The organism is Streptomyces violaceusniger Tu 4113, assembly GCF_000147815.2.
Taxonomy (GTDB): domain Bacteria; phylum Actinomycetota; class Actinomycetes; order Streptomycetales; family Streptomycetaceae; genus Streptomyces; species Streptomyces violaceusniger_A.
The window spans coordinates 6,598,999-6,621,384 of the sequence record NC_015957.1 but is presented as its reverse complement, the minus strand read 5'-3'; the positions used below and the strand labels follow the sequence as shown (position 1 = coordinate 6,621,384).

The window sequence follows — 22,386 nt, the reverse complement described above, 5'->3', positions numbered from 1 at the left end:
AGGGTCAGGAGCCGCTGAGGGACGGGAGCCTAGGAAACCGGCACCACGGCCACCGGGCACTTGGCGTGATGCAGTACGGCGTGGTTGACAAGCCCGAGCTGCATGCCGAAATGCCCCTGCCGCCGCCGGGCCCCCACCACCAGCAGATCGGCGTGGGCGGAGGCGTCCAGCAGCGCCTTGCGCGCCGAGCCCTCGACCGGGCGGTGCGCCACCGGCACCGGCGGCAGTCCGGCCGCCGTGGCGCCGCCCAGCGTCTCGTCCAGGAGCTCGGCGGCGCGCCGCGCGTGATCCTCGCGCGCTCCGTGGTTCTCGTGTCCTCCGTGGTTCTCGCGTGTCCTGTGGTTCTCGTGTGCTCCATGGGTCTCGCGCGTTCCGTGGTCATCGGGGCCCGCGCAGCGCCATGCGTGCACCGCCTCCAGTTCCCCGCCGCGCAGCCGCGCCTCGCGCAGCGCGAACGCGACGGCGGCCGACGGCGGCGCGGGCTCCCGCTCGCTCGGGCGCTCGCGCTCGGCGATCCCCACCACCACCCGGTTCATCCCGCCGTGCACGTTCTCCGGGCGGCCGCGCACCACGACCACCGGGCACTGGGCGCGGGCCGCGATGCCCAGTCCGACCGAGCCGAGCAGCAGGGAGGCGAACTCACCGCGGCCGCGCGAGCCGACCACCAGCGCCTCGGCGCTCTGCCCGGCGCGCAGCAGGGCGGTGACCGCGTCGTCGGCCGCCAGGTCGGTCATCACCTTCAGGGCGGGCACCCGCCGCCCGGCCCGCTCGGCCGCGGTGGCCAGCACCGCCTCGCTGTGGAGCCGCTCGGCGGGGCGGTCGGCGGCCGTTCCGGCGACGTAGCCCTCGTACCGCTCCCACAGAGAGGCATGGACGACGCGCAGCGGCAGCCCGCGGCGCCCGGCCAGCTCGGCCGCCCAGTCCAGGGCATCCGAGGCGGCGTCCGAACCGTCGACCCCGACGACCACGGGAAGCTTCACCGTGCCCACCGCCTCTCCTGCCGGCACATGGGTGTGACCCCTCCTATTGTCCCGCCGAAGCGGTCGCCGAGGGAGTCCGGCGGCTCACTCAGCGCAGCCGCATGGTCAGCGTCACCACGGCGCCCACCGCCCCCGCGCTGATCACCAGCCGGTCGGTGACCAGCTGGGTGAGCCACAGCCCGCGGCCGCTGGTGGCGCCGTCCAGCCCCGGCAGGATCCGGGGGATGACGTCCTCGGAGAAGCCGGGCCCGGAGTCGCTGATCCGGCACTCCAACTCGTCGCCGACCCGCCGCAGCAGCAGGGAGCCGGTGCCGCCCGCATGCTCGATGGCGTTGTTGGCGATCTCGTCCACGGCCAGCACGAAGTCCCCGCGGCGGGCCTCGCAGAGCCCGGCCCAGGCCGCGCACTCCTCGATCTGCACCCGCAGCCGGGGCAGCTCGTCGGCGGTGAAATGGCGGTGGAGCAGGTGTTCTCCGGCTCGATCGGCGGACCGACGAGGGTCGGCTAGCACCAGTGCCTCCCGTTTGGTGACGAGTACGAGCGACATCGCAGGGTCGGTGAAACAGCCGAGGGTACGGGGAGTGGGGCCTCATCGGTCATCACGACCACGAATGACGTGTCATATCGGAAACGTGACCGGAAATGGGTAAGGGTTAAGCGATACCCGATCGTCGGCGTATCGCTTTGGATCGCTGCCTCTCGTCGTCTCGTGAGCACAGTGACCGCCGAGGGGCGAGGGGGAGAGGAAACGGCAGAGTGAGGTCATGATGGGACTTCTGAGCGCGCTGAAGACCGAACATCGTGAGCGGGTGATGGCGCTTGCCCACGATGTGTCCTTCCCCGCGGGTGGCCGCATCTTCGAGGAGGGCCGTAAGGCCGATCGCTTCTGGATCATCCGCACCGGCGCGGTCACCCTCGATCTGCATGTCCCGGGGCGGCGGCCCGCGGTGATCGAGACCCTCGGCCCCGGAGAGCTCATCGGCTGGTCCTGGCTCTTCCCGCCGGACACCTGGCATCTGGGCGCGGAGGCGCTCAGCCCGGTGCGCGCACACGAGTTCAACGCGGAGGCGGTGCGCCGGCTGTGCGACGAGGACCCGGAGCTCGGCTATGCCCTCGCGCTGGCCTGCGCCCAGGTGATCGGGGGCCGGCTGCAGAGCGCCCGCACCCGGCTGCTGGATCTGTACGGGCCGTACGCGGGCGGGATCTCGCCATGATCGGGCCGGAGGGCGCGGAGAGCGGCCCGGGGGCCGAATGGCCCCTTACGCCGCCCTGCGGCAGAACGTAAAGCTGGGCAGCCGGATCGCGACCGGCGACCCGTGCGCCATGGATGGAGAGGCCGTGCCCCAGACAGCCGACCCCGACGGCCCCATCAGGGTCTTTCTGCTCGACGACCACGAGGTGGTGCGGCGCGGACTGCGTGACCTGCTCGACGCCGAATCCGACCTGAAGGTGGTCGGCGAGGCGGCCAACGCCCGCGAGGCCATCGCCCGCGCCCCCGCCGTACGGCCACGGGTCGCGGTGCTCGACGTACGGCTCGGCTCCTCGGGCGACGGCGGGGACCACGAAGGGATCGAGGTCTGCCGGGAGTTGCGGGCCCGGCTTCCCGACCTCGCCTGTCTGATGCTGACGTCCTTCGACGACGACGAGGCGCTGTTCGACGCCATCATGGCCGGGGCCGCGGGCTATGTGCTCAAGCAGATCAACGGGTCCGACCTGGTGTCGGCGGTGCGTACCGTGGCCGGCGGCCGCTCCATGCTCGACCCCGGCGCCACCGCCCGGGTGATGGCCCGGCTGCGCGGTCCCGCGCCCAGCGGGCCCGTGGAGCTGGAGAACCTGTCACCGCGGGAGCGGGAGATCCTCCAGCTCATCGGCGACGGGCTGACCAACCGGCAGATCGCCGAGCGGCTGTTCCTGGCCGAGAAGACCGTCAAGAACCGCATCTCCGCGATCCTGTCCAAGCTGGGTGTGGGGCGGCGCATTCAGGCCGCGGTGATCGCCGAGCGGATCAAGGAGCGCGAAACGGGTCAGTGAGCCCGTGAGCGGTACGGCCAGGAGCCGATGACGTCCTTACGGTGGTCCTGGTGACGTCCTTACGGTGGGCCGGATGACGTCCTTACGGTGGCCGGGCGCGCGTTTCGCATGGAGCGCGAGACCGGCTCCCCTGCCGGCCCCGCGCCCCACACCGAACGAGGCGGACCGGCCGAGATGCCCTTCACCGCAGTGGAGTGAGAGCCCGGTCCGCCCCCGTGATGGAGATGGCTCGCGGAATTGCTCGGTCCAGCATCGCGACGCGTTCCGCCGCCGGGGAGGGGCCGAACGGCCCCCTCGAGAGACAGGACCGTCCCGGCCCCCGGAAATCCAGAGGCCGGACGGCCCGCGCAAAAATCAGGGGCCGGACGGGGATGCCCCATCCGGCCCGATCCTTCCCGCGACCGGGCGCCGGCCCGGTCGCATCACCTCCCGACGCGTGTCAGTAGCCGCCTCCCGGCTGCGGCGACCGGCCGCCCGGGTACTGCTGACGCCCGTAAGGGTCCTCGTAGGGAGACGGCGCGGGGGCCGCCGGACGCGGCGCGGCCGGACGCGTCATGGCCGGGCGCATCGCCTCGTACCCCATCGGCGCGGCCGGGCCGGGGCGCTGCATCTGCGGCTGCTGAGCGCCCGGGTAGCCCCGCGGGCCGGTCGGCTGCGGCGGGATGTAGGGCGCGTGCGCCTGCTGCAGCCCGGTGGGCTGCGGCTGCTGCTGGTAGCCCTGGTACATGGGCTGCGGCGAGGGCGCGGCCGGCAGTGCGGGAAGCGCTGAGGGCAGGGCCGGAAGATGACTTCCGGTGTCGTAGGCGGACGGCACCCTGATGGGTGCGATCTGTGGTGTGCCCCGCTCGGCGACAAGGCTGTCGTAGATGGGGGTGTCCGGGAAGGACGGCGAGGAGTAGTAGCCGCCACCGTAAGTGCTGCGGGGGGAGGTCATAGACCATAAGTTAAGCCCACCATGTGCTGATTGGGGAGTCCGGTAGGAGGGTTGTTTTGAGTGTTCGGAGTGGCCGTGGATCCCCAATCCGAGCGAACCCGGGAAAATCGGTCGTCAAGGTACGTTGAGATCGTGTAAAGAGCGCGTTTTCAGCAGGTAGCCACCGGTGGTCCGCGGTATGTGGCGGCCGAGCGGCCCGGTGACCGAGCGAACAGAGAGGCAGGGGGACGGAAATGGCGATGCGCAAGGGCGGTAACACGCCAGTACCGGCAAGCGCGGTGCGGATCGAGCTCGGCTGGCGCGCCGGACCGGGGGCACCGGACGTGGACGCCTCGGCGTTGCTGCTGATGTCCGGAAAGGTCAGGTCCGACGGGGACTTCGTGTTCTACAACCAGGCGGCGCACTCCTCCGGCGCGGTGCGCCACGAGGGGAAGCGGACCACGGGTGACACCGTGACCGACACCCTTTCGGTGGACCTCGCCCGCGTGGAGCCCACCATCGACACCGTGGTCCTCGTGGCCTCGGCCGATGGCGGAACGTTCGGTCAGGTCCCCGGTCTGCACATCCGGGTGCTGGACGTGGCGGGCGGCGCGGAGATCGCCCGCTTCGACAGCGAGGACGCCACCGTCGAGACCGCCTTCGTCCTCGGCGAGCTGTACCGCAGGCAGGGCGCCTGGAAGTTCCGCGCGGTGGGCCAGGGGTACGGGAGCGGGCTGGCGGGGCTCGCCGCGGACTTCGGTATCAGCGTCGACGAACCGCAGCAGACGCCGGCTCAGCCCGCCGCCCCCGTTCCCGCCCCCGCCGCCCCGCCGAACGCCGGGCAGGACCCGTACGCGGCGCAGACCCCGCACGCGGCCGCGCAGAACCCGTACGCCGCCCCCGCGCCGCCGTCCGGCCCTCCGGCCGGGGCGTACCCGCCTCCGCCGCCCACCGTCGCCTCCACGCCCCTTCCGCCGCCCCCGCCCACCGCACCGGCCACCCCGGCCCCCGCGCCCGCCACGGCGCCGGTGAGCCTCAGCAAGGTCACCCTGACCAAGGAGGCGCCCGCGGTCTCGCTCACCAAGCAGGGCGGCACCTCCGGCACCATGCGGGTCAACCTCAACTGGCAGGTGCACAAGCAGTTCTCGGGGTGGGCCTCCAAGCTGGGCAAGGCCATGGCCATGCACAACGAGCTCGATCTCGACCTGGGGGCGCTGTTCGAACTCTCCGACGGCAGCAAGGGCGTGGTCCAGGCGCTCGGCAACTCGTTCGGCTCGCTGCACCAGCCGCCCTTCATCCACCTGGACGCCGACGACCGGACCGGTGCCCGCGCGGCCGGTGAGAACCTCACCGTCAACCTCGACCACCTGCGGTCGTTCCGCCGGATCCTGGTCTTCGTGACCATCTACGAGGGCGCCCGCAGCTTCGCCAATCTCCACGCGACGGTCACCCTGCAGCCGCAGTTCGGCGCCCCGATCGACTTCTCGCTCGACGAGTGCACCGTCCCCTCCCCGGTCTGCGCGCTCGCGCTCATCACCAACACCGGCAGCGATCTCGTCGTACAGCGCGAGGCCCGCTATCTGGTGCCGCAGCGCGGCGTCAGCCCGCAGCGCACCCTCGACCACGCCTACGGCTGGGGCATGAACTGGACCCCCGGCCGCAAGTGAAGACCCGGTGCACGGGGCGCGGCCGTCAGGGCGCGGCGCTGGGGCGGGCGTAGGTGCGCCCCTTCCAGGCCGCGCCCTGTCCGAGGTGGTGCCGCACCGCCGAGTCCACGGTCATCAGGAGGTAGAGAAGGGCCGTCAGGGGCAGCAGCGGCGCCAGCCACAGGGTCTGCCGGTAGTAGCGCAGCATCGGGATGTAGCTGCCCGTCATCAGGGCCCAGGCGGCGGCGCCCAGCGACAGTAGCGCGGGAAGCTCCGTCAGCACCCCGGCGACCACGGCCGCGGGCGGCACGAGATACACCACCGCCAGCCCCGCGACCGTCATCAGCAACAGCACCGGATTGTGTCGGAGCTGGGTGTACGCGCTGCGCGAGACCATCCGCCACAGCTCGCCCAGCCGCGGATACGGCCGCACGCTGTCGACCCGGTCGGCCAGCCCCAGCCAGATCCGCCCGCCGGACCGTTTCACCGTGCGGGCCAGCGCCACGTCGTCGATGACCGACTGCCGGATCGTCTCCGGGATCCCGGCCCGCTCGGCCGCCTCCCGGCGCAGCAGCACACAGCCGCCCGCGGCCGCCGCGGTGCGCCCCCGGGGCCGGTTGACCCACCGAAAGGGGTACAGCTGGGCGAAGAAGTAGACGAAGGCGGGCACGATCAGCCGCTCCCAGCAGGTCGCCACCCGCAGCCGCGCCATCTGGGAGACCAGATCCAGTCCGTTCGCCTCGGCCGCGCGCACCAACTCCCGCAGGGAGTCCGGTTCATGCGCGATATCCGCGTCCGTCAGCAGCAGGTAGTCGACGCCGACGTCGTCCTTACGGTCGCCCTCGTCCTTACGGTCGCCGTCGCCCTCACGGTCCGCGGCGATACGGGTCGTCGCAAGCGCCATGCCGTGCCGCACCGCCCACAGCTTGCCGGTCCAGCCGGGGCCGGGTTCGCCGGGGGAGTCGACGGTCAGCGGCAGCCCGCCGTACTCCTCGGCCAGTTCACGGGCGAGCTTTCCGGTGCCGTCCGAGCTGCCGTCGTCGATCAGGAAGATCTCCGCCGGCCCCGGATAGTCCTGGGCGAGCAGCGAGGGCAGGCTGGCCGGAAGCACGGCGGACTCGTCCCGGGCGGGCACCACGACGGCCACCGAGGGCCATGCCGCGGGCTCCGGAGGCCCGGAGCCGTCCTGACCCCTCCGGGGCAGCCGGACGTCCGTACGCCAGAAGAAGCCCTGGCCCAGCAGCAGCCACAGCCATGCGGCCAACGACCCGGCGGCGATCCACATCAGCGCGCTCACCCGCCGAAGTCTGCCCGAAGGTGTGCCCGGCCGTCGGGCGCACCGGACCGATCCATTAAAGTGACCGGGTGAAGATCGCGCTTATGGACTCCGGAATCGGGCTCTTGCCCACCGCCGCCGCGATGCGCCGACTGCGGCCGGACGCCGATCTCCTTCTCTCCTCCGACCCCGCCACCATGCCGTGGGGTCCGCGCACTCCCGAGGATGTCACCGAGCTCGCCCTGGGCTGCGCCCGGGCCGCCGCCGCGCACCGCCCCGACGCGCTGATCGTCGCGTGCAACACCGCCTCCGTCCACGCCCTGCCCGCGCTGCGGGCCGAGCTGGAGCCCGTGCTGCCGGTCGTCGGGACCGTGCCCGCCATCAAGCCCGCGGCGGCCGGGGGAGGGCCGATCGCGATCTGGGCCACCCCGGCCACCACCGGCAGCCCGTACCAGCGCGGACTGATCCGCGACTTCGCGGACGGCGTCGAGGTGACCGAGGTGCCGTGCCCGGGGCTCGCGGACGCGGTGCAGCACGCCGACGACGAGGGGATCGACGCCGCGGTGGCCGCCGCGGCGGCCCGCACTCCGCGCGAGGTAACGACCGTCGTCCTGGGCTGCACCCATTACGAACTGGTCGCCGACCGCATCCGGGCCGCCGTGCAGCAGCCGGCCGCGCCGCCGATCGCCCTCCATGGCTCGGCCGGGGCCGTCGCCGCCCAGGCCCTGCGCCGGATCGGCGCCGACCCCTTCCCGCCGGACGGCCTGGTCGCCCCCGGGGGGCTGACCGTCATCCTCAGCGGGCACGAGGCCCTCTTGCCGGAGGTCGCCCTGACCTATGCCGAAGGAGTGCTGCTGGCACCCGTCGCCCCGGTGCGCGGTTGACAGCGGCGCCTCGTGTGGTGAGCTGACCGCAACGCTCTTCACCAGCGGAATCACTCTCCCCGCTGCCGTGTGGCCGGAACCTGAGTACGCTGCCAACCATGAGGCACCACGACCACGGAACGCCGAGCGCCCCCGGGCAGCCGCCCGCGGTCTGGACCGGACGAGCCCACAACCGTGTGCAGTGGGTGCTGGCCGTGGCGGGCGCCGCGTGCCTGGCGCTCGGTGTCGACCTCGCCGTCGACTCACCATGGGGCTCGGGCCTCGCCCCGCTGCTGATGTCCGTCATCGGCTGTGTCACCGCCGGGCTGCTGATGCTCTTCGGCACCCTCGCCTTCGTCCATGTGGCGGTGCGGGTCGACGACGAGGCGCTGGAGATCCGCTGCGGCCATATGGGGCTCCCGCGCCGCCGCATCCCGCTCAGCGACGTGGTCCACGCCGATGTGGCCCGCAAGGTCACCCCCTGCCAGTGGGGCGGCTGGGGCTACCGCTGGCGCCCCGACAAGGGCACGGCGGTGGTGGTGCGCCGAGGCGAGGGCGTGGTGGTCCGCCTCGGGGACGGGCGCGTCTTCACGGTCACGGTGGACGACGCGGAGGCGGCGGTCCGGGTCATCCGCGACCGGCTGCGGCTGATCGCGGCGCGCACCTCCCAGGTCTAGCCGAGCCCCGTCCCCCTCTTTCGGGGGACGTGGATGTCTTTCGGGGGACGCGTTGTCCGCCGCGGCCATCAGGGGCCCGCATTCTCTGCCGTCGGACGCCTCTGAGGGCGCGTTCTCTCCCGCCGTGCCGGGTCTCATGGCACCGCTCCCGGGTCGTCGTTCAGGCGGGCGGTCGCCAGCCCGGCGAGGAGGCCCGCTCCCGCGGTGATCTGGGAGAAGCTCAGAGCGTTGCCCAGACAGGACACGACGGCCAGGGCCGTGAGCGTCGCGGCCGCCGTAAGGACCACCGGAGTCGGGCGCGGGGAGCGCCACAGGGCGTGGAGCATCCAGGCGAAGGCGGCGCCCAGCAGGACCACCCCCGGCAGCCCCTGACCGGCCGCCTGCTGCAGCGGCGCCGAATGGGGCTTGGCCTCCGGGCCCTGTGGCTGGGCCGCCGCGGGGCTCAGCTCGCCGAAGCGGTCCGGGCCCGCACCGCGCAGCGGGTCCGTCTCCCCGATGCGGGCCGCGTCCTGCCACAGCCGGATCCGGTGCTCGGTGAGATGGGCACGCAGGGCGGGCGGGAGCCCGCCCGGGACCGCGTCCTTGGCCACCGCCCAGGTGCCGCCGACCGCGACCGCCGCGATCAGCGCGCACGCGGCGAGCGCCGGCAGCCGGTGCCGGTGCCGGGCGGCGGTGAGCGAGCACACCAGGACGGCGCCGCTGGCGACCGAGCCCGCCGTCGAGCCGGCCACCAAGGCCGTCAGCGTGATCGCCGTCGACAGCAGCCACAGCGCCGGGCGGAGGGCCCGCGGGGCGGCCCAGGCCGCACAGCAGACCGCGCCCGTGGCCAGGGTGAGCTGGCCCGCGCCCGCCCCCTCATGGCCGGTGAGCCCGTACGGCGAGGCGCAGGCCAGGCCGAACCCCGCGAGCCCGGCGGCCGCCGTCGCGGCGACCGGCAGCAGCGATCCGGCGATCCGGCCGCAGGCGTAACCGGCGGCCACCGCCAGCACCGCCAGCAGCACCCCCTCGGGGCGGGCCGGCCGCCCCATGGCCGCGATCAGGGCCCAGACGGCGCAGCCGGCCAGGATCAGGACCCCCGCGAAATCGGACGCGCCGGCGCATCCGTCGGCCGGTCTGCCGTGGTCCTGCACGACAGGCTCCACCACTGATGACGTCATCCCGTCGACCCCCCGTCGTGACGGGCACCGCACCGACACGCCTTACGGCCGTCGTGCGAGCCATGACACCCGAAACCGTAGCGCTTGTCGTAAGGAATGTGTATATGGTGCGCAGAAACGATGAGTCGGTCGTGAAACGTCCGCCGCGGAGGGCGCCGTTCGGCCGCCGTGCGCGCCCCCTTTTCCGCCCGATACCCTCGGCCCATGCCGACCCCCGACTTCATCCGTGACCTCAGGGCCTCCATCGGCCACCAACTGCTCTATCTGCCGGGCGTGAGCGCCGTGGTCTTCGACGACCAGGGGCGGGTGCTGCTGGGCCGCCGGGCCGACAACGGCCGCTGGACGATCATCTGCGGCATCCCCGAACCCGGTGAGCAGCCGGCCACGGCCGTGGTCCGCGAGGTGGAGGAGGAGACCGCGGTGCGCTGTGTCCCCGAACGCATCGTGCTTGTACGGACCCTGGCGCCGGTGACCTACCCCAACGACGACCGGTGCCAGTTCGTGGACGTCTGCTTCCGGTGCCGCGCGGTGGGCGGCGAGGCGCGGGTGAACGACGACGAGTCGCTGGACGTCGCCTGGTTCCCGCTCGACGCGCTGCCCGAGATGGAGGACTTCTCCCTGTCCCGGATCAAGCAGGCGCTCGAGGACGGCCCGACATGGTTCGAGCCCACCGTCGCGGAGTGAAGTATGTGCCGCCCCCACATCGGACCGGGCGCGGCGGCTGCCTAATGTGCCCCTCATGAGCGCGTCCACCACACCAGGCCCGGGCCCCCGGCTGTCCGACGGCCTCGATCTGTCCCGCCGTACCGCACTCGTCACGGGCGCCGCCGGGGGCATCGGCCGGGCCTGTACGCTGCGGCTGGCCGCCGCCGGGGCGCGGGTGCGGGCCGTCGATCTGGACGCCGAGGGCCTCACCGACCTGGTCGCGGCGGCCTGCGGACTGCCCGGCCCGGTCGAGGCCCACCCCCTCGACCTCACCGACCTGGACGCCGCGGAACGGGCCGCCGCCGGCATCGACATCCTGGTCAACAACGCCGGGCTCCAACTTGTCCGGCCCATCGAGGACTTTCCGCCCGAGGTCTTCTCCCGGGTGCTCACCGTGATGCTCGAGGCCCCGTTCCGGCTGGTGCGCGGCGCGCTGCCGCATATGTATGCGCAGGGCTGGGGCCGGATCGTCAACATCTCCTCGGTGCACGGGCTGCGCGCCTCCCCGTACAAGTCGGCCTATGTGGCCGCCAAACACGGTCTGGAGGGGCTCTCCAAGGTCGCCGCCCTGGAGGGCGCGGCGCACGGGGTGACCTCCAACTGCGTCAACCCCGGATATGTGCGCACCCCGCTCGTCGAACGGCAGATCGCCGACCAGGCCGAGGCCCACGGGATCTCGCCGGAGCGGGTCGTCGCCGAGGTGATGCTGGCCGATACCGCGGTCAAGCGACTGGTCGAACCCGAAGAGGTCGCCGAGGCCGTCGCCTATCTCTGCGGTCCGCACACGTCCTTCGTCACCGGTGCCTCGCTCAGCATGGACGGCGGATGGACCGCGCACTGAGCGGCTCATCGGATCGGTCACCGGGCGACGAAGGCCGATTGGCTCAGCCACCGGGCCACGAAAACGGATTGGCTCAGCCACTGGCGGACGGTGGCCCATTGGCTCAGCCATCGGCGGACGGTGGCCCATTGGCTCAGCCACTGGACCGCGTATTGCCCGGCCGCCCCGTCGAAGGGGTACCGGGCCGCCTTACGGCTGGCGCCGCCGGGCCCGGCGGGAGTATGCCTGTGCCCATGTCCGACGACCGGCCGGAGGCCCCCTACCTGGAACTGCTCGTACGCGGCGCGCCCACCGAGGCGTACGAGCGCCCGGTGCTGCGCGCCCGCGCCGACAAGGCCCCGGCCGACCGGCTGGCGGCCCTGGAGCGCGCCAAGCTGCTCGCCCTGCGGGTGCGCGGCGAACTGGAGGGGCGACGGCGGCGCGAGGCCGAGCTGTCCGCCCTCTACGAGACCGCCCACGACCTGGCGGGGCTGCGCGATCTGGACGCGGTGCTCCAGGCCATCGTGCAGCGCGCCCGCTCCCTGCTGGGCACCGAGGTCGCCTATCTGACGCTGAACGATCCGACGGCCGGTGACACCTATATGAGGGTCACCGACGGTTCGGTCTCGGCCCGTTTCCAGCAGCTTCGGCTCGGCATGGGAGAGGGGCTCGGCGGTCTGGTGGCCCAGACCGCCCGCCCCTATGTGACCGAGGACTACTTCCACGATCCGCGGTTCCAGCACACCCACACCATCGACGCGGGCGTCAGGGACGAGGGACTGGTCGCCATCCTCGGAGTGCCGCTGCTGCTCGGCAGCGGTGTCATCGGCGTGCTGTTCGCGGCCGACCGCCGGGCCCGGGTGTTCGAACGCGAGCAGACAGCCCTGCTCGGTTCGTTCGCCGCCCACGCGGCCGTGGCCATCGACACCGCCCATCTGCTCGCCGAGACCCGTACGGCGCTCGCCGAGCTGGAGGCCGCCAACGAGATCATCCGGGACCGCAGCCGGGTCATCGAGCGCGCCTCCGAGGTCCACGACCGGCTCACCGAGCTGGTGCTGCGCGGTGGCGGGGTGCACGATGTGGCCGACGCCGTGGCCGAGGTGCTCAGTGGTTCCGTGGAGTTCCTCGAGGTCGACGAGGCGCCCGCGGCGGCCGTCGACCGGTCCCGGGCGGACGGCCACGCGGTGCGCGACGGCGAGGAGGACTGGGTCGCCGCCGTCTCGGCGGGTGGCGAGCTGCTCGGCGCGCTCGTGCTGCGCGGCCACCCCCGGCTCGACCCCATGGACCAGCGCACCCTGGAGCGTGCCGCGATGGTCACCTCCCTGCTGCAGCTCGCCCGCCGCTCGGCGGGTGAGGCCGAACAGCGGGTGCGCGGTGAGCTCCTGGACGACCTCCTCGACGCCCCCGACCGCGAGCCCCGGCTGCTGCGCGAGCGCGCCGCGCGGCTGCGGGCGGCGGACCTGGACACGCCCCATGTGGTGCTCGCCGCGGGCATCGAGGCCCCGCACACCGGCACCCCCGCCGCCGGTCCCGGAGGCGTACCCGGAAGCGGCCCCGGCGGCACACCCGGAAGCAGATCAGGCAGCACACACGGCAGCACACACGGCGGCGCACCCGGCGGCGGTCCCGGTGGCGCGCCCGCCGAGGACGCCGAGGGCCGTCGGCGGCTATGGTCCGCCGCGTCCCATCTGGCGGTCACCCGGCACGGTCTGGCCGCCGCCCGCGACGGCGGCACGGTTCTGCTGCTGCCGCTGGCCGACGGCGACACCGCCGACGCCCTGGCCCGTCGCACCGCCCGGCAGCTGGGCACCGCCGTACACGCCGCGGTCACCGTGGGCGCCTCCGCACCCGTCCCCGCGCCCGCAGCACGGCCCGGGGAGGTCGCCGCGGGCTATGCCGAGGCGCGGCGCTGTCTGGCCGCCCTGCGGGTGCTGGGCCGGGCCGGACAGGGCGCGGCCGCCGAGGACTTCGGCTTTCTCGGTCTGCTGCTGGCCGGCACCCGCGAGGGCGCCCCGGACGGCACCGGCGTGCAGGACTTCGTGACGCGCACCGTGGGCGCGGTCGTCGACTACGACGAGCGGCGCGGCACCGAACTGATCCGCACCCTCGACGCGTACTTCGCGGGCGGGATGAGCCCGGCCCGTACGAAGGACGCCCTCCACGTGCACGTCAACACGGTGGCGCAGCGGCTGGAGCGGGTCGGGCGGCTGCTCGGCCCCGACTGGCAGTCGCCCGCCCGCTCCCTGGAGATCCAGCTCGCCCTGCGGCTGCACCGCCTGGCCTCGGCCGTGGGCTACTGAGCCGAGGCCGAACGGGCCGTGCGCTCCGCCGCGTCCGATGCCGGCCGCGGGGACGGGGCCGAGGTCGGTTCGATGGCGGCCAGATCGCGGTCCCGGGTCTCCTTGGCGACGCCCACGGCCACCAGGGTGAGCAGGGCCGCCGCGATCACATAGAGCGCGATCGGGGTGGCGCTGTCGTAGTCGGCCAGGAGCGCGGTGGCGATCAGCGGGGCGGGCGCACCGGCCGCGACGGATGAGAACTGCGCGCCGATCGACGCCCCCGAATACCGCATCCGGGTCGCGAACATCTCGGAGAAGAAGGCCGCCTGGGGCGCGTACATCGCCCCGTGGAAGATCAGCCCGACCGTCACGGCGAGCAGCAGCGCCGGGAAGCCCTTGGTGTCGATGAGGAGGAAGAAGGGGAAGGCCCACGCGCCCACGCCGACCGCGCCCAGGAGATACACCGGGCGGCGGCCGATCCGGTCCGACAGCGCGCCCCATGCCGGGATGACCGCGAAGTGCACGGCCGAGGCGATCAGTACGGCGTTGAGCGCGGTCTGCTTGCCGAGGTCCACATGGTCGGAGGTCGCGTAGACCAGGACGAAGGCGGTGATGACGTAGTAGCTGATGTTCTCGGCCATCCGCGCGCCCATGGCGATCAGCACATCCCGCCAGTGGTGGCGCAGGACCGCCACCAGAGGCATCTTCTCGGTGGTTGCCTCGCCCGCGGCCGCCTTACGGGCCTCGGCCCGGGCCTGCGCCGCCTTGAACACCGGCGATTCATCGACAGAGAGACGAATCCACAAGCCCACCAGTACCAGCACCCCCGAGAGCAGGAACGGCACCCGCCACCCCCACGCCTCGAAGGCGTTGTCGGAGAGCAGGGCGGTGAGCGCGGAGAGCACGCCCGTGGCCAGCAACTGCCCGGCGGGGGCGCCGGTCTGCGGCCAGGACGCCCAGAACCCGCGCCGCCGCGGGTCCCCGTGCTCCGACACCAGCAGCACCGCTCCGCCCCATTCGCCGCCGAGGGCGAACCCCTGGATCAGACGCAGCGCGGTGAGCAGTACGGGGGCCGCCGAACCGACCGTGGCGTGGGTGGGCAGCAGCCCGATCGCGCAGGTCGCGCCGCCCATCAGCAGCAGACTCAGGATCAGCAGCTTCTTACGGCCGAGCCGGTCGCCGTAGTGGCCGAAGACCAGGGCGCCGACCGGCCGGGCGGCGAAGCCGACCGCGTAGGTCAGGAACGACAGCAGCGTGCCGACGAGCGGATCGGAGTCCGGGAAGAAGAGCTTGTTGAAGACGAGCGCGGCGGCCGAGCCGTAGAGGAAGAAGTCGTACCACTCGATGGTGGTGCCGATAAGGCTCGCGGCGACGATGCGGCGCAGCGAGCCGGGTGGGGCCGGGGGAGCGGAGGCCGGAGAATCCGGGGTGGTCATGGGTCACCACTTCCGAGCGGGGTGCGGGGACGATTTTGTGTTGCCACACCGTAGAAATGCGCAGTTCGGCTCGGATATGTAGGCGGGCGACACACTTCGCCCGGCCACTGTGGTGACGCGCCCCGCCCAGGACGCCCCGAGCCGGCGCGGCCCCGTCCAACATGCCCCGGGTCGGCGCCTCCCGCCCCGAATGCCCCCTAGTCGGCCCGCCCCGTACGCGGCCGTCGCACCTTGCCGAGCTGGAGCATGGCGGCGCCGAGCTGGTCGCCGGTGAGTGAGGGGGCCGGGAGCGGGTGGGACCCCTCGGGGCGCAGTCCGTCGAGCAGCAGGGCCAGATAGCGGCGCCAGGCCATCGGTGCGGCGACGGTCGAGCCCGGGACCGCGCGGCCGAGCGCGGCCAGCAGGAACAGCAGGTCCTCCGCCGTGGTGTCCTTCCGGGCCGCGCCCTGTTCCTGGGCGCGGCTCAGAAGGACGTGGAGCGTCTTGTGGTTTTCCTTACGGAGCGCGTCGAGCGAGGGGACGCCCTGGATGCCGGTGGTCATCAGGTCGTTGGTGCCCCGGTCGGCGGCGAGCAGTCCGAATATGCGCTCCAGATAGGCTGTCAGGCCGACCCAGGCGTCCGGCGCCGAGCGGGCTTCTTCGGCGGCCCGCAGGATTTCCCGCAGGGAATCGCCGAATACCGCCTCGATGAGTTCCGCCCGGCCGGCGAACCGCCGGTAGAGAGTGGCGCTGCCGACTCCGGCCCGACGGGCGATGTCGTCGAGCGGGGCGTCCACACCCTGATCCGTGTAGATCTCCCGGGCGGCAGTTATCAGCATCTCGCGGTTGCGCCGTGCGTCTCGGCGCAACGGTGTCTCTTTCTCCACACGGCTGCCCATGGCCCGCAACCCTAACACTAACCGGGGGAATCTCTCCGGTTAGGTGTTCAGATCATCGAAGAAACGGGGAACTGTCCCCTATTCGACTGCGCCGGCCGCCGGTACGATTCACCCCACTCCTGACACCTGAATCACGGGGCCCGAGAGCCAGGACGTTCAGCGCGGTTCCGGAATCATGCGCAGCGGACCGGCGGTGAGGCTCATCTGCGGCCTCGGCCGGATCTTCGTCCCCGGAATCGGGCGCATCCGCCAGCGGCCCGCGATCGCGGCCAGGGCCAGCGTCGCCTCCGTCATGCCGAAGACATCGCCGATGCACTTCCGGCTGCCACCGCCGAACGGCAGATAAGCGCCGCGCGCCACGTCCTTGGCCCGCTCGGGGAGCCAGCGGTCGGGGTCGAAGGACTCCGGGTCGGGGAAGAGGGCCGGATCGCGGTGCAGCACATACGGGCTGATCAGCACGTCCGACGCCGGGGGCAGCCGCCGCCCGCCGAGCTCGGTGGCCTCGGTGGTGGTCCGGGTGAACAGCCACGCGGGCGGGAAGAGCCGCAGCGCCTCGCTGAACACCCGCTGGGTGTAGGCGAGCCGGGGGACATCGGCGTAGCGCGGGGCCCGTCCGCCCAGCACCTCGTCGACCTCGGCGTGCAGCGCGGCCTCGGCCCGGGGATTGCGGCCGAGCAGGAACCAGGCCCAGGTCAGCGCGGAGGCGGTGGTCTCGATCCCGGCCAGCAGCAGGGTCATGACCTGGTCGTGGATCTCCTGGTCCGACATCGTGCCGCCGGTCTCGTCGTCCTGCGCGGCGAAGAGGGCGGACAGCACATCGCCGCGGTCGCCGTCGTCCGCCGCCTTGTAGTCGTCGATCATGCGGTCGATGAGCTGGTTGAGCCGGGTGAGCGCGTCGTCGAAGCGCCGGTTCGCCGCGAGCGGGAGCTTGGCCAGCAGCCCGGTGGGGTCGATCGCCTGCCGGTAGGCGCCCTCCACGACGATGGGCAGACAGTGCTGGATCTCGGCCACGGCATGCGGCGCCATATCGGTCGAGAAGAGCGCACGGGCCGTCACCCGCGCGGTGAGCGCGAGCATCTCATGGCTGACGTCGATGGGTCTGCGGGCCGTCCACGCCGTCGACTCGGCCTCGCACTCCCGCTCCATCACCTCGGCGTACGTGGCGATCCGGGCGGCCTGGAAGGCGGGCTGCACCAGCCGGCGCTGCCGTCTGTGGTCCGCCCAGTCGGAGGTGATCAGGCCGTTGCCCAGGATGGGCTTCGCCTTCTCCTTGACCGGTCCGCCGGTGTCGTAGATCCGCGCGTTCACCAGCACCTGCTGGACCAGCTCCGGATGACAGGGCAGAAAGACGGGCCGAGGCCCCAGCCGGAGCTCGACCAGATCGCCGTAGGCGGGCAGGGAGGCCAGGAACTGAAGCGGCTTGCGGCCCATCAGCAGGGCATGGCCGGCCAGCGGAAGCCCGCCGGGGGCGAGGGCGTGCCGCCAGTGGCGCGTCGCCGGTTGCTGCGCGGTCCTCATGCGGAAGATGTCCTTCGCTCGCGAGGTGGGGTATGGAAGGTACGGGGCGTCCGGTCCGGGCGGACCCCGGACCGGACGTCGTCAGCGCGGCTCGCACACCATCGGCAGCGGGCCGGGTTCGAGCGTCGCCTTCGGCTCGGGGCGCAACGTCGTCCCGGGCACCGGGCGAAGACGCCACCGGCTCGCGATCGTCGCCACGATGAGGGCGGTCTCGGTCAGCGCCAGGACGTCCCCGATGCACTTGTGGCTGCCCGCGCCGAACGGGAGCAGCGCCCCGCGCGGCACGTCCTTGGCACGGTCGGGGAACCAGCGCTCCGGGTCGAACCGCTCGGGGTCGGGGAACAGTCCGGGGTTGTGGTGCAGTGCCTGGGCGCTGTACAGGATCATCGTGCCCGCCGGGATGGTGCGGCCACCGAGGTCCGTCTCGGCCGCCGTGACCCGCATCGCCATCCAGGACGGCGGATACAGCCGCAGCGACTCGGTGATGACCCCCCGGGTGTACTCCAGGGACGGCAGGTCCTCGAAGGTGGGCGAACGGCCCTTCAGGGCCTCGTCGATCTCGGCGTGCACCCGCTTCTCCACCTCCGGGTGCGCGCCCAGGAGATGGAAGACGAAGGCGAGCGTCGAGGCGGTGGTCTCGCTCCCGGCGACCAGGAAGGTGACCACCTGGTCGAGGACCTCGCCGTCGTCCAGCCCCTCGCCGGTCTCGGGGTGTTCTGCGCGCAGCAGCGTGGAGAGCAGATCGCCGTGGTCGGCGCCGGAGCGCCGGCGGTCGCGGATCATCTCGTCCACGATCTGCCGCAGCCGGGCGTTGGCCCGGTCATAGCGGCGGTTGCCCGGGGTGGGGAGCTTCTCCATGATCCCCAAAGGCGCCATGGTGCGTTTGTAGATGCCGTGCGAGACGATGCGCAGACAGTGGCGCGCCTCGTCGATCGTCGCCTCGTCGATCCCGGTGGAGAACAGCGTCCGCGCGGCGACCCGCATCAGCAGGGCGTGCATGGTGTCGCTGAGGTCCAGGGTCCGCCCCGGCTCCCAGGAGCCGATCGCGGCGCGGGTGTCGTCGGCGACCGCGGCGGTGTAGTCGGCGATCTTCGGGGTGTGGAACGCGGGCTGGATCATCCGCCGCTGAGTGCGGTGATCCTCGCCCCGGGAGACCGAGAGGCTGTTCCCGAGTAGCTGCCGCGCCTTGTCGAAGACCCCGCCCTTGTCGAACACACGGGGATTGAGCAGCACCTGGCGGACCAGTTCGGGATGGCAGGCCAGATAGGCGCGGCTGGGCCCCAGCCTGACCTCCACCAGATCGCCGTGGGCGGGCAGGGAGGCCAGGAACTGCAGCGGACGGCGCCAGAGCGCCAGCGTGTGCCCCAGCAGCGGCACCGAGCCGGGCGCCGTGCCGGTGGTCCAGGAGCGCTCCGGCTGTGCGGAGCTCTTCGTGGAAGTCACGGTTCCCCGTTCCCTTACTGAATGCGAGAGTTGACGTCGTTGACGGCCGTCTTGTAGCGCTTGTTGCTGATGGTCCAGACGAAGTTGCCGTAGATCAGATCGAGGAAGACGTCCTGCGTCAGCCGGTCGAACACCTTGATGCACTCGATGTCCTCGATCATGTCATCGAGCCGGGCCTGGAAGAACTCCTTGAACGTTGTCTCATCACTCACATCGCAGAGCCGGAAACAGTTGGTGATCTGGCCCAGCGAGACCTCGCGGTCATAGGAGTAGAAGTCGTTGACGATGGTGAGTCCGCGGGTGGTCATCCGTGCGGCCAGGCTTGTCCTGGCGTGTTCGGTGAACTCCGGATGCCGGTAGATCGGGTACGACATCTTCATCCAGAAGTCGACGCCGATGTCCGTGACCCGGAAACGGAAATACTGCTCCGGGGACGTGGTGCACAGCGCCGCCTTGATGGGAGAGTTGCGGAACATGTGATCGCTGGTGACGAAGGCGCGCGCGGCCTCGTACGCGACCTCCGCGTCCTCGGGACTGTAGTACTTCTCGCAGATCGCGCGCAGCCGCGGCAGGAAGAGATCGAAGTCGTGCAGTGCGGGATCCATGTCGTCCCACACGAACGTCACGCAGTTCAGGACGCAGACGGCCTTGAACGCCTCCATGTCCTTGATATGGCGGGGGCTCTGGGACCAGAGCACCACCCCCATATAGGAGATCCAGCGCTCATCGGAAACCGATTTTCCGAGGGGGGACACCGCGGCGTTGCAGTCGTCTATGACCTCGCGCAGTTCGGCGTCGGTCAATTCGACCTTGGTGGGCCGGGTGACGACATAGCGGTCGAACATCTCCTGGAAGCGGCCGGTGCACTCCTCCAGGTACGGACGGACGCTGCTCCGGCTGATGTCCTGGGCCCCGGCCGTGGAAAGTCCTGTCGTCATGAGTTCCTCACAGTGGCCATGCGGGCGATCAGCTTCAGCGCGTTGACCGCGTCCGCGGTGAATGGGGCGTCGTCGAGGGCCCGCAGGGCCTGTGTCCGGCGGTCGTCGATCATCCGCTCGACGGCCTCCCGGGCGGTGGTCGCGGCGAAGATCTCCTGGATGGTCACGGCGTCCGACTCGTCGAGCAGCGGATTGCCGATGAGGCTGCGCAACCGCGCGGCCTGGGCGCTGTCGGAGCCGCGCAGGGCGAGCGCGATCAGGGTGGTGTTCTTCCCGGCCCGCAGATCGTCCAACTGGGACTTGCCGGTGGACTCCGGATCGCCGTACACGCCCAGCAGATCGTCGCGGAGCTGGAACGCCTCGCCGAGCGGCAGGGCGTAGGCGGTGAACGCCTCCATGGCCTCCGGGGCGGCGCCCGCGATGGCGGCTCCGACGTGCAGCGGACGTTCGATGGTGTACTTGGCGGTCTTGTACCGGTTGACGGTGAGGGTGGCCTCGACGTCGTCCGTCAGCTCCCCGGTGGCCTGCAGATCGAGGTACTGGCCCAGCATCACCTCGGTGCGCATCTCCGACAGCAGCGGCAGCACGGCGTCGAACTGGGCGGGGGTGAGGCCGGCCGAGTGCAGCAGCTCGTCCGACCAGGTGAGCGCGAGGTCGCCGAGCAGCACCGCCCCGCTGACCCCGAACCGCTCGATCTGATCCGGCCTGCGGTCGGCGGCGCACAGCGCGGCCAGGGTGCGGTGGATGGTCGGCCGGCCCCGGCGGGTGTCGCTGTCGTCCATGACGTCGTCGTGGATCAGCGCGAAGGCGTGGAACATCTCCAGGCAGGCGGCCACCCGGAACACCGCGTCGGTGTCCTCACCGCCGCCGACGGCCTGCCAGCCGGTGACACACAACAGGGGCCGTATGCGCTTTCCGCCGGACAGGAAATCCTTGAGCAGTCCGGAGAGATACGGCAGATGGTGTTGCGGAGTGGTGCGGGCCTTGGCCGTCAGAAAGTCTTCGAGTACGACGTCCACCGACTCGCGGACGGTATCCGCATCCAAGCGGCCGGGGCTGAGCGTGGGTGTGGTCATGCGACTGACTCCTCCACGTCGAAATGTCGAAATCCGTTGATTAAGGAGAAGAAAACAGGCACGCGGAAACCCTTGCTTCTCTGGGAATATGGATTGCCGTGTGCGCTGTGTACGGCACCATGAAGGCAGAAGCGGGATGTGACCGCTGCCCCATGGTCGATAGGTCGAACGCGCCGGTCCATGGGTCGAACGCGCCGCGACGGGCGCGAAGATCAGACGCTCAGGGGACTATGAGATCGGCGCGGTCGGGTCATTTCCGCGCGTGGAATCCAAGCCAGCCCGCAATGGGGCCCCGGCCGGTGCGACACCCGCGTCGGCATCATCGGTTCGATGGATGCCAGGTGTGCGCGGGCACACTCAATCACGCCCATTTATTCCCCCTGAGTGCCGCCGGTCCCCCCACTCGGACATCAGCAGTCTAGACGCAAGATCGACGGATTCGGAAGCCCGTTCTGGTATCGCGCCTATCACTTGACGGCCGGGGGTCGGGGAGGTCTCGTCGCGCCGGGTGCCGTCCGAAACGGGCAACTCGCCCCGTACGCGGCGAGTATCAGGGGAATAGGTGGCGCGCAATATTGCGACGGCGGGCTCGTTGAAGATTGAACGGGGCCCCGCCTCCCCGGGCGGAGCCCCGTTCAATAGCCTTGCGGTGTCCGATCTTGCGGTGTCCGATCTTGTGGTGCCGGACCTCGCGGTGTCAGACCTTGCGGTAGTCGTACGCCTCCGAGGCCGCCTGGAGCACCCCGTCCACATCCGCCCCGGTGGAGGCGGTGACGAGCGCGGCGACCGCCCCCTCCACGAGCGGCGCGTCCACCAATCGGGTGCCCTCCGGCAGCTCATCGCCCTCGGCCAGCAGCGCCTTGACGGCCAGGACCGCGCTGCCCAGGTCCACCAGGACCGCCACTCCGGCGCCCCGGTCGACCTCGTGGGCCGCCTCCGCTATGAGCTCCGGACTGGTGCCGAACCCGCCGTCCGCGGTGCCGCCCGCCGCGCGGACCGGTGCCGCGCCACCGCCGGACAGCCCCTTCGCCATCTCGGCCACCGAGTCCGCCACCGCCGCACTGTGCGACACCAGCACTATGCCGACCAGCTTCTTCTCGCCCTCGTCGGTCATCGGGCCGCCTCCGCCAGTGCCGCGATGAGCAGCGCCGACGAGGTGGCGCCCGGGTCCTGGTGGCCGATGCTGCGCTCACCCAGATAGCTGGCCCTGCCCTTGCGGGCCAGCATGGGCACGGTGGCCAGCGCGCCCTTCTCGGCGGCCTCGCCCGCGGCCGCGAACGACCCGGTGGCCCCGCCCAGCGCCTCGACCGCCGGGAGCAGCGCGTCCAGCATCGTCTTGTCGCCGGGCGCGGCGCCGCCGAGCTGCGCCACCGCGTCCACCCCGGCCCGCAGCGCGTCCGCAAGTTGCTGCGGGGTGATCTGCTCGGCGTCGCCGAGCGCCTTGCCGGCCCGCCGCAGCAGCGTTCCGTACAGCGGTCCGGAGGCGCCGCCCACCTTGGAGATCAGCTGGCGCCCGGCCAGGATGAGCGTGGCCCCGGGCGAGCCCGGCGGCTCCTTCTCCAGCGCCTCGGCCACGGCGGCGAAGCCGCGCTGCATATTGGTGCCGTGGTCGGCGTCGCCGATCGCGGAGTCCAGGTCGGTGAGACGGGCCGCCTCATGGCTCACGGATGTGGCCGCGGCGGTGAGCCATCGGAGGAAGAAAGGGGTGTCGAGCGTGTTATCGACGGCGGGTTCACTGCTGGACACAGGT

21 protein-coding genes are annotated in these 22,386 nt (G+C 71.9%); 8 read left to right on the top strand and 13 right to left on the bottom strand.

Annotated features, from left to right (window positions below; genetic code table 11):
• Nucleotides 1-29: 29 nt before the first annotated feature.
• Nucleotides 30-989 (bottom strand): universal stress protein, encoded by a 960-nt coding sequence (locus tag STRVI_RS26925; RefSeq protein ID WP_014058792.1) that lies wholly within the window; start codon nt 987-989, stop codon nt 30-32.
• A gap of 79 nt (nt 990-1,068) precedes the next feature.
• Complete coding sequence (locus STRVI_RS26920) at nt 1,069-1,527, bottom strand: ATP-binding protein (protein WP_014058791.1); 459 nt, start codon at nt 1,525-1,527, stop codon at nt 1,069-1,071.
• A 217-nt stretch (nt 1,528-1,744) separates the two neighbouring features.
• Here STRVI_RS26920 and STRVI_RS26915 point away from each other — a divergent pair, with 217 nt between their 5' ends.
• Both STRVI_RS26915 and STRVI_RS26910 read left to right on the top strand, forming a co-directional pair.
• Nucleotides 1,745-2,194 (top strand): cyclic nucleotide-binding domain-containing protein, encoded by a 450-nt coding sequence (locus STRVI_RS26915; protein WP_043236595.1) that lies wholly within the window; start codon nt 1,745-1,747, stop codon nt 2,192-2,194.
• A 109-nt stretch (nt 2,195-2,303) separates the two neighbouring features.
• Nucleotides 2,304-3,011: a response regulator transcription factor gene (locus STRVI_RS26910; protein ID WP_043239862.1), complete on the top strand. Its 708-nt coding sequence runs from the start codon at nt 2,304-2,306 to the stop codon at nt 3,009-3,011.
• Nucleotides 3,012-3,450: 439 nt separating this feature from the next.
• Here STRVI_RS26910 and STRVI_RS26905 read toward each other — a convergent pair whose 3' ends face one another.
• Nucleotides 3,451-3,945 carry a DUF6643 family protein gene (locus STRVI_RS26905; protein ID WP_014058788.1) on the bottom strand — a complete coding sequence of 165 codons (495 nt, stop codon included), beginning with the start codon at nt 3,943-3,945 and terminating at the stop codon, nt 3,451-3,453.
• 239 nt (nt 3,946-4,184) lie between these two features.
• Between STRVI_RS26905 and STRVI_RS26900 the strand changes: the two genes are divergently transcribed.
• Complete coding sequence (locus STRVI_RS26900; protein ID WP_043236593.1) at nt 4,185-5,591, top strand: TerD family protein; 1,407 nt, start codon at nt 4,185-4,187, stop codon at nt 5,589-5,591.
• A gap of 25 nt (nt 5,592-5,616) precedes the next feature.
• Here the strand turns inward: STRVI_RS26900 and STRVI_RS26895 are convergent, their stop codons facing one another.
• A complete protein-coding gene (locus STRVI_RS26895; RefSeq protein ID WP_014058786.1) occupies nt 5,617-6,855 on the bottom strand; it encodes a glycosyltransferase in 1,239 nt (412 codons plus the stop codon).
• An 80-nt stretch (nt 6,856-6,935) separates the two neighbouring features.
• Between STRVI_RS26895 and STRVI_RS26890 the strand changes: the two genes are divergently transcribed.
• Both STRVI_RS26890 and STRVI_RS26885 read left to right on the top strand, forming a co-directional pair.
• On the top strand, nt 6,936-7,730 hold the full coding sequence (locus tag STRVI_RS26890) for a glutamate racemase (protein ID WP_043236589.1): 795 nt from the start codon (nt 6,936-6,938) through the stop codon (nt 7,728-7,730).
• A gap of 98 nt (nt 7,731-7,828) precedes the next feature.
• Entirely contained in the window at nt 7,829-8,386 is a 558-nt protein-coding gene (locus tag STRVI_RS26885) for a hypothetical protein (protein ID WP_014058784.1), read from the top strand.
• Between the two features lie 134 nt (nt 8,387-8,520).
• Here STRVI_RS26885 and STRVI_RS26880 read toward each other — a convergent pair whose 3' ends face one another.
• The gene (locus tag STRVI_RS26880) at nt 8,521-9,516 is read right to left on the bottom strand and encodes an O-antigen ligase family protein (RefSeq protein ID WP_014058783.1); all 996 of its coding nucleotides are present in this window, start codon (nt 9,514-9,516) and stop codon (nt 8,521-8,523) included.
• A 231-nt stretch (nt 9,517-9,747) separates the two neighbouring features.
• Here STRVI_RS26880 and STRVI_RS26875 point away from each other — a divergent pair, with 231 nt between their 5' ends.
• From STRVI_RS26875 to STRVI_RS26865, 3 genes are all read left to right on the top strand, one after another.
• Nucleotides 9,748-10,227: an NUDIX hydrolase gene (locus STRVI_RS26875; protein WP_014058782.1), complete on the top strand. Its 480-nt coding sequence runs from the start codon at nt 9,748-9,750 to the stop codon at nt 10,225-10,227.
• Between the two features lie 55 nt (nt 10,228-10,282).
• A complete protein-coding gene (locus STRVI_RS26870; protein ID WP_014058781.1) occupies nt 10,283-11,089 on the top strand; it encodes a 3-hydroxybutyrate dehydrogenase in 807 nt (268 codons plus the stop codon).
• Nucleotides 11,090-11,310: 221 nt separating this feature from the next.
• Nucleotides 11,311-13,368 (top strand): GAF domain-containing protein, encoded by a 2,058-nt coding sequence (locus tag STRVI_RS26865; RefSeq protein ID WP_014058780.1) that lies wholly within the window; start codon nt 11,311-11,313, stop codon nt 13,366-13,368.
• On the opposite strand, the gene STRVI_RS26860 is transcribed toward STRVI_RS26865, so the two are convergent.
• From STRVI_RS26860 to dhaL, 8 genes are all read right to left on the bottom strand, one after another.
• A complete protein-coding gene (locus STRVI_RS26860) occupies nt 13,362-14,783 on the bottom strand; it encodes an MFS transporter (RefSeq protein WP_014058779.1) in 1,422 nt (473 codons plus the stop codon). The two genes, STRVI_RS26865 and STRVI_RS26860, sit on opposite strands and share 7 nt — an antisense overlap.
• A gap of 197 nt (nt 14,784-14,980) precedes the next feature.
• Entirely contained in the window at nt 14,981-15,661 is a 681-nt protein-coding gene (locus tag STRVI_RS26855; RefSeq protein ID WP_014058778.1) for a TetR/AcrR family transcriptional regulator, read from the bottom strand.
• A gap of 156 nt (nt 15,662-15,817) precedes the next feature.
• Nucleotides 15,818-17,179 (bottom strand): cytochrome P450, encoded by a 1,362-nt coding sequence (locus tag STRVI_RS26850; protein WP_014058777.1) that lies wholly within the window; start codon nt 17,177-17,179, stop codon nt 15,818-15,820.
• Nucleotides 17,180-17,260: 81 nt separating this feature from the next.
• The gene (locus tag STRVI_RS26845; RefSeq protein ID WP_014058776.1) at nt 17,261-18,622 is read right to left on the bottom strand and encodes a cytochrome P450; all 1,362 of its coding nucleotides are present in this window, start codon (nt 18,620-18,622) and stop codon (nt 17,261-17,263) included.
• Between the two features lie 14 nt (nt 18,623-18,636).
• Entirely contained in the window at nt 18,637-19,560 is a 924-nt protein-coding gene (locus STRVI_RS26840; protein ID WP_014058775.1) for a terpene synthase family protein, read from the bottom strand.
• Entirely contained in the window at nt 19,557-20,636 is a 1,080-nt protein-coding gene (locus STRVI_RS26835) for a polyprenyl synthetase family protein (protein ID WP_014058774.1), read from the bottom strand. The genes STRVI_RS26840 and STRVI_RS26835 overlap by 4 nt, the downstream gene beginning before the upstream one ends.
• 697 nt (nt 20,637-21,333) lie before the next feature.
• Nucleotides 21,334-21,750 carry a PTS-dependent dihydroxyacetone kinase phosphotransferase subunit DhaM gene (locus tag STRVI_RS26830; protein ID WP_014058773.1) on the bottom strand — a complete coding sequence of 139 codons (417 nt, stop codon included), beginning with the start codon at nt 21,748-21,750 and terminating at the stop codon, nt 21,334-21,336.
• Nucleotides 21,747-22,382, bottom strand: coding sequence for a dihydroxyacetone kinase subunit DhaL (dhaL, locus tag STRVI_RS26825; RefSeq protein ID WP_014058772.1), 636 nt, complete (start codon nt 22,380-22,382; stop codon nt 21,747-21,749). The genes STRVI_RS26830 and dhaL overlap by 4 nt, the downstream gene beginning before the upstream one ends.
• Nucleotides 22,383-22,386: the final 4 nt, after the last annotated feature.

Coding starts and splice junctions, on each gene's coding strand:
- STRVI_RS26920 (WP_014058791.1), bottom strand. CDS start 1,527: ATGTCGCTCGTACTCGTCACCAAACGGGAGGCACTGGTGCTAGCCGAC.
- STRVI_RS26915 (WP_043236595.1), top strand. CDS start 1,745: ATGATGGGACTTCTGAGCGCGCTGAAGACCGAACATCGTGAGCGGGTG.
- STRVI_RS26910 (WP_043239862.1), top strand. CDS start 2,304: ATGGATGGAGAGGCCGTGCCCCAGACAGCCGACCCCGACGGCCCCATC.
- STRVI_RS26905 (WP_014058788.1), bottom strand. CDS start 3,945: ATGACCTCCCCCCGCAGCACTTACGGTGGCGGCTACTACTCCTCGCCG.
- STRVI_RS26900 (WP_043236593.1), top strand. CDS start 4,185: ATGCGCAAGGGCGGTAACACGCCAGTACCGGCAAGCGCGGTGCGGATC.
- STRVI_RS26895 (WP_014058786.1), bottom strand. CDS start 6,855: ATGTGGATCGCCGCCGGGTCGTTGGCCGCATGGCTGTGGCTGCTGCTG.
- STRVI_RS26885 (WP_014058784.1), top strand. CDS start 7,829: ATGAGGCACCACGACCACGGAACGCCGAGCGCCCCCGGGCAGCCGCCC.
- STRVI_RS26875 (WP_014058782.1), top strand. CDS start 9,748: ATGCCGACCCCCGACTTCATCCGTGACCTCAGGGCCTCCATCGGCCAC.
- STRVI_RS26870 (WP_014058781.1), top strand. CDS start 10,283: ATGAGCGCGTCCACCACACCAGGCCCGGGCCCCCGGCTGTCCGACGGC.
- STRVI_RS26865 (WP_014058780.1), top strand. CDS start 11,311: ATGCCTGTGCCCATGTCCGACGACCGGCCGGAGGCCCCCTACCTGGAA.
- STRVI_RS26860 (WP_014058779.1), bottom strand. CDS start 14,783: ATGACCACCCCGGATTCTCCGGCCTCCGCTCCCCCGGCCCCACCCGGC.
- STRVI_RS26855 (WP_014058778.1), bottom strand. CDS start 15,661: ATGGGCAGCCGTGTGGAGAAAGAGACACCGTTGCGCCGAGACGCACGG.
- STRVI_RS26850 (WP_014058777.1), bottom strand. CDS start 17,179: ATGAGGACCGCGCAGCAACCGGCGACGCGCCACTGGCGGCACGCCCTC.
- STRVI_RS26840 (WP_014058775.1), bottom strand. CDS start 19,560: ATGACGACAGGACTTTCCACGGCCGGGGCCCAGGACATCAGCCGGAGC.
- STRVI_RS26835 (WP_014058774.1), bottom strand. CDS start 20,636: ATGACCACACCCACGCTCAGCCCCGGCCGCTTGGATGCGGATACCGTC.
- STRVI_RS26830 (WP_014058773.1), bottom strand. CDS start 21,750: ATGACCGACGAGGGCGAGAAGAAGCTGGTCGGCATAGTGCTGGTGTCG.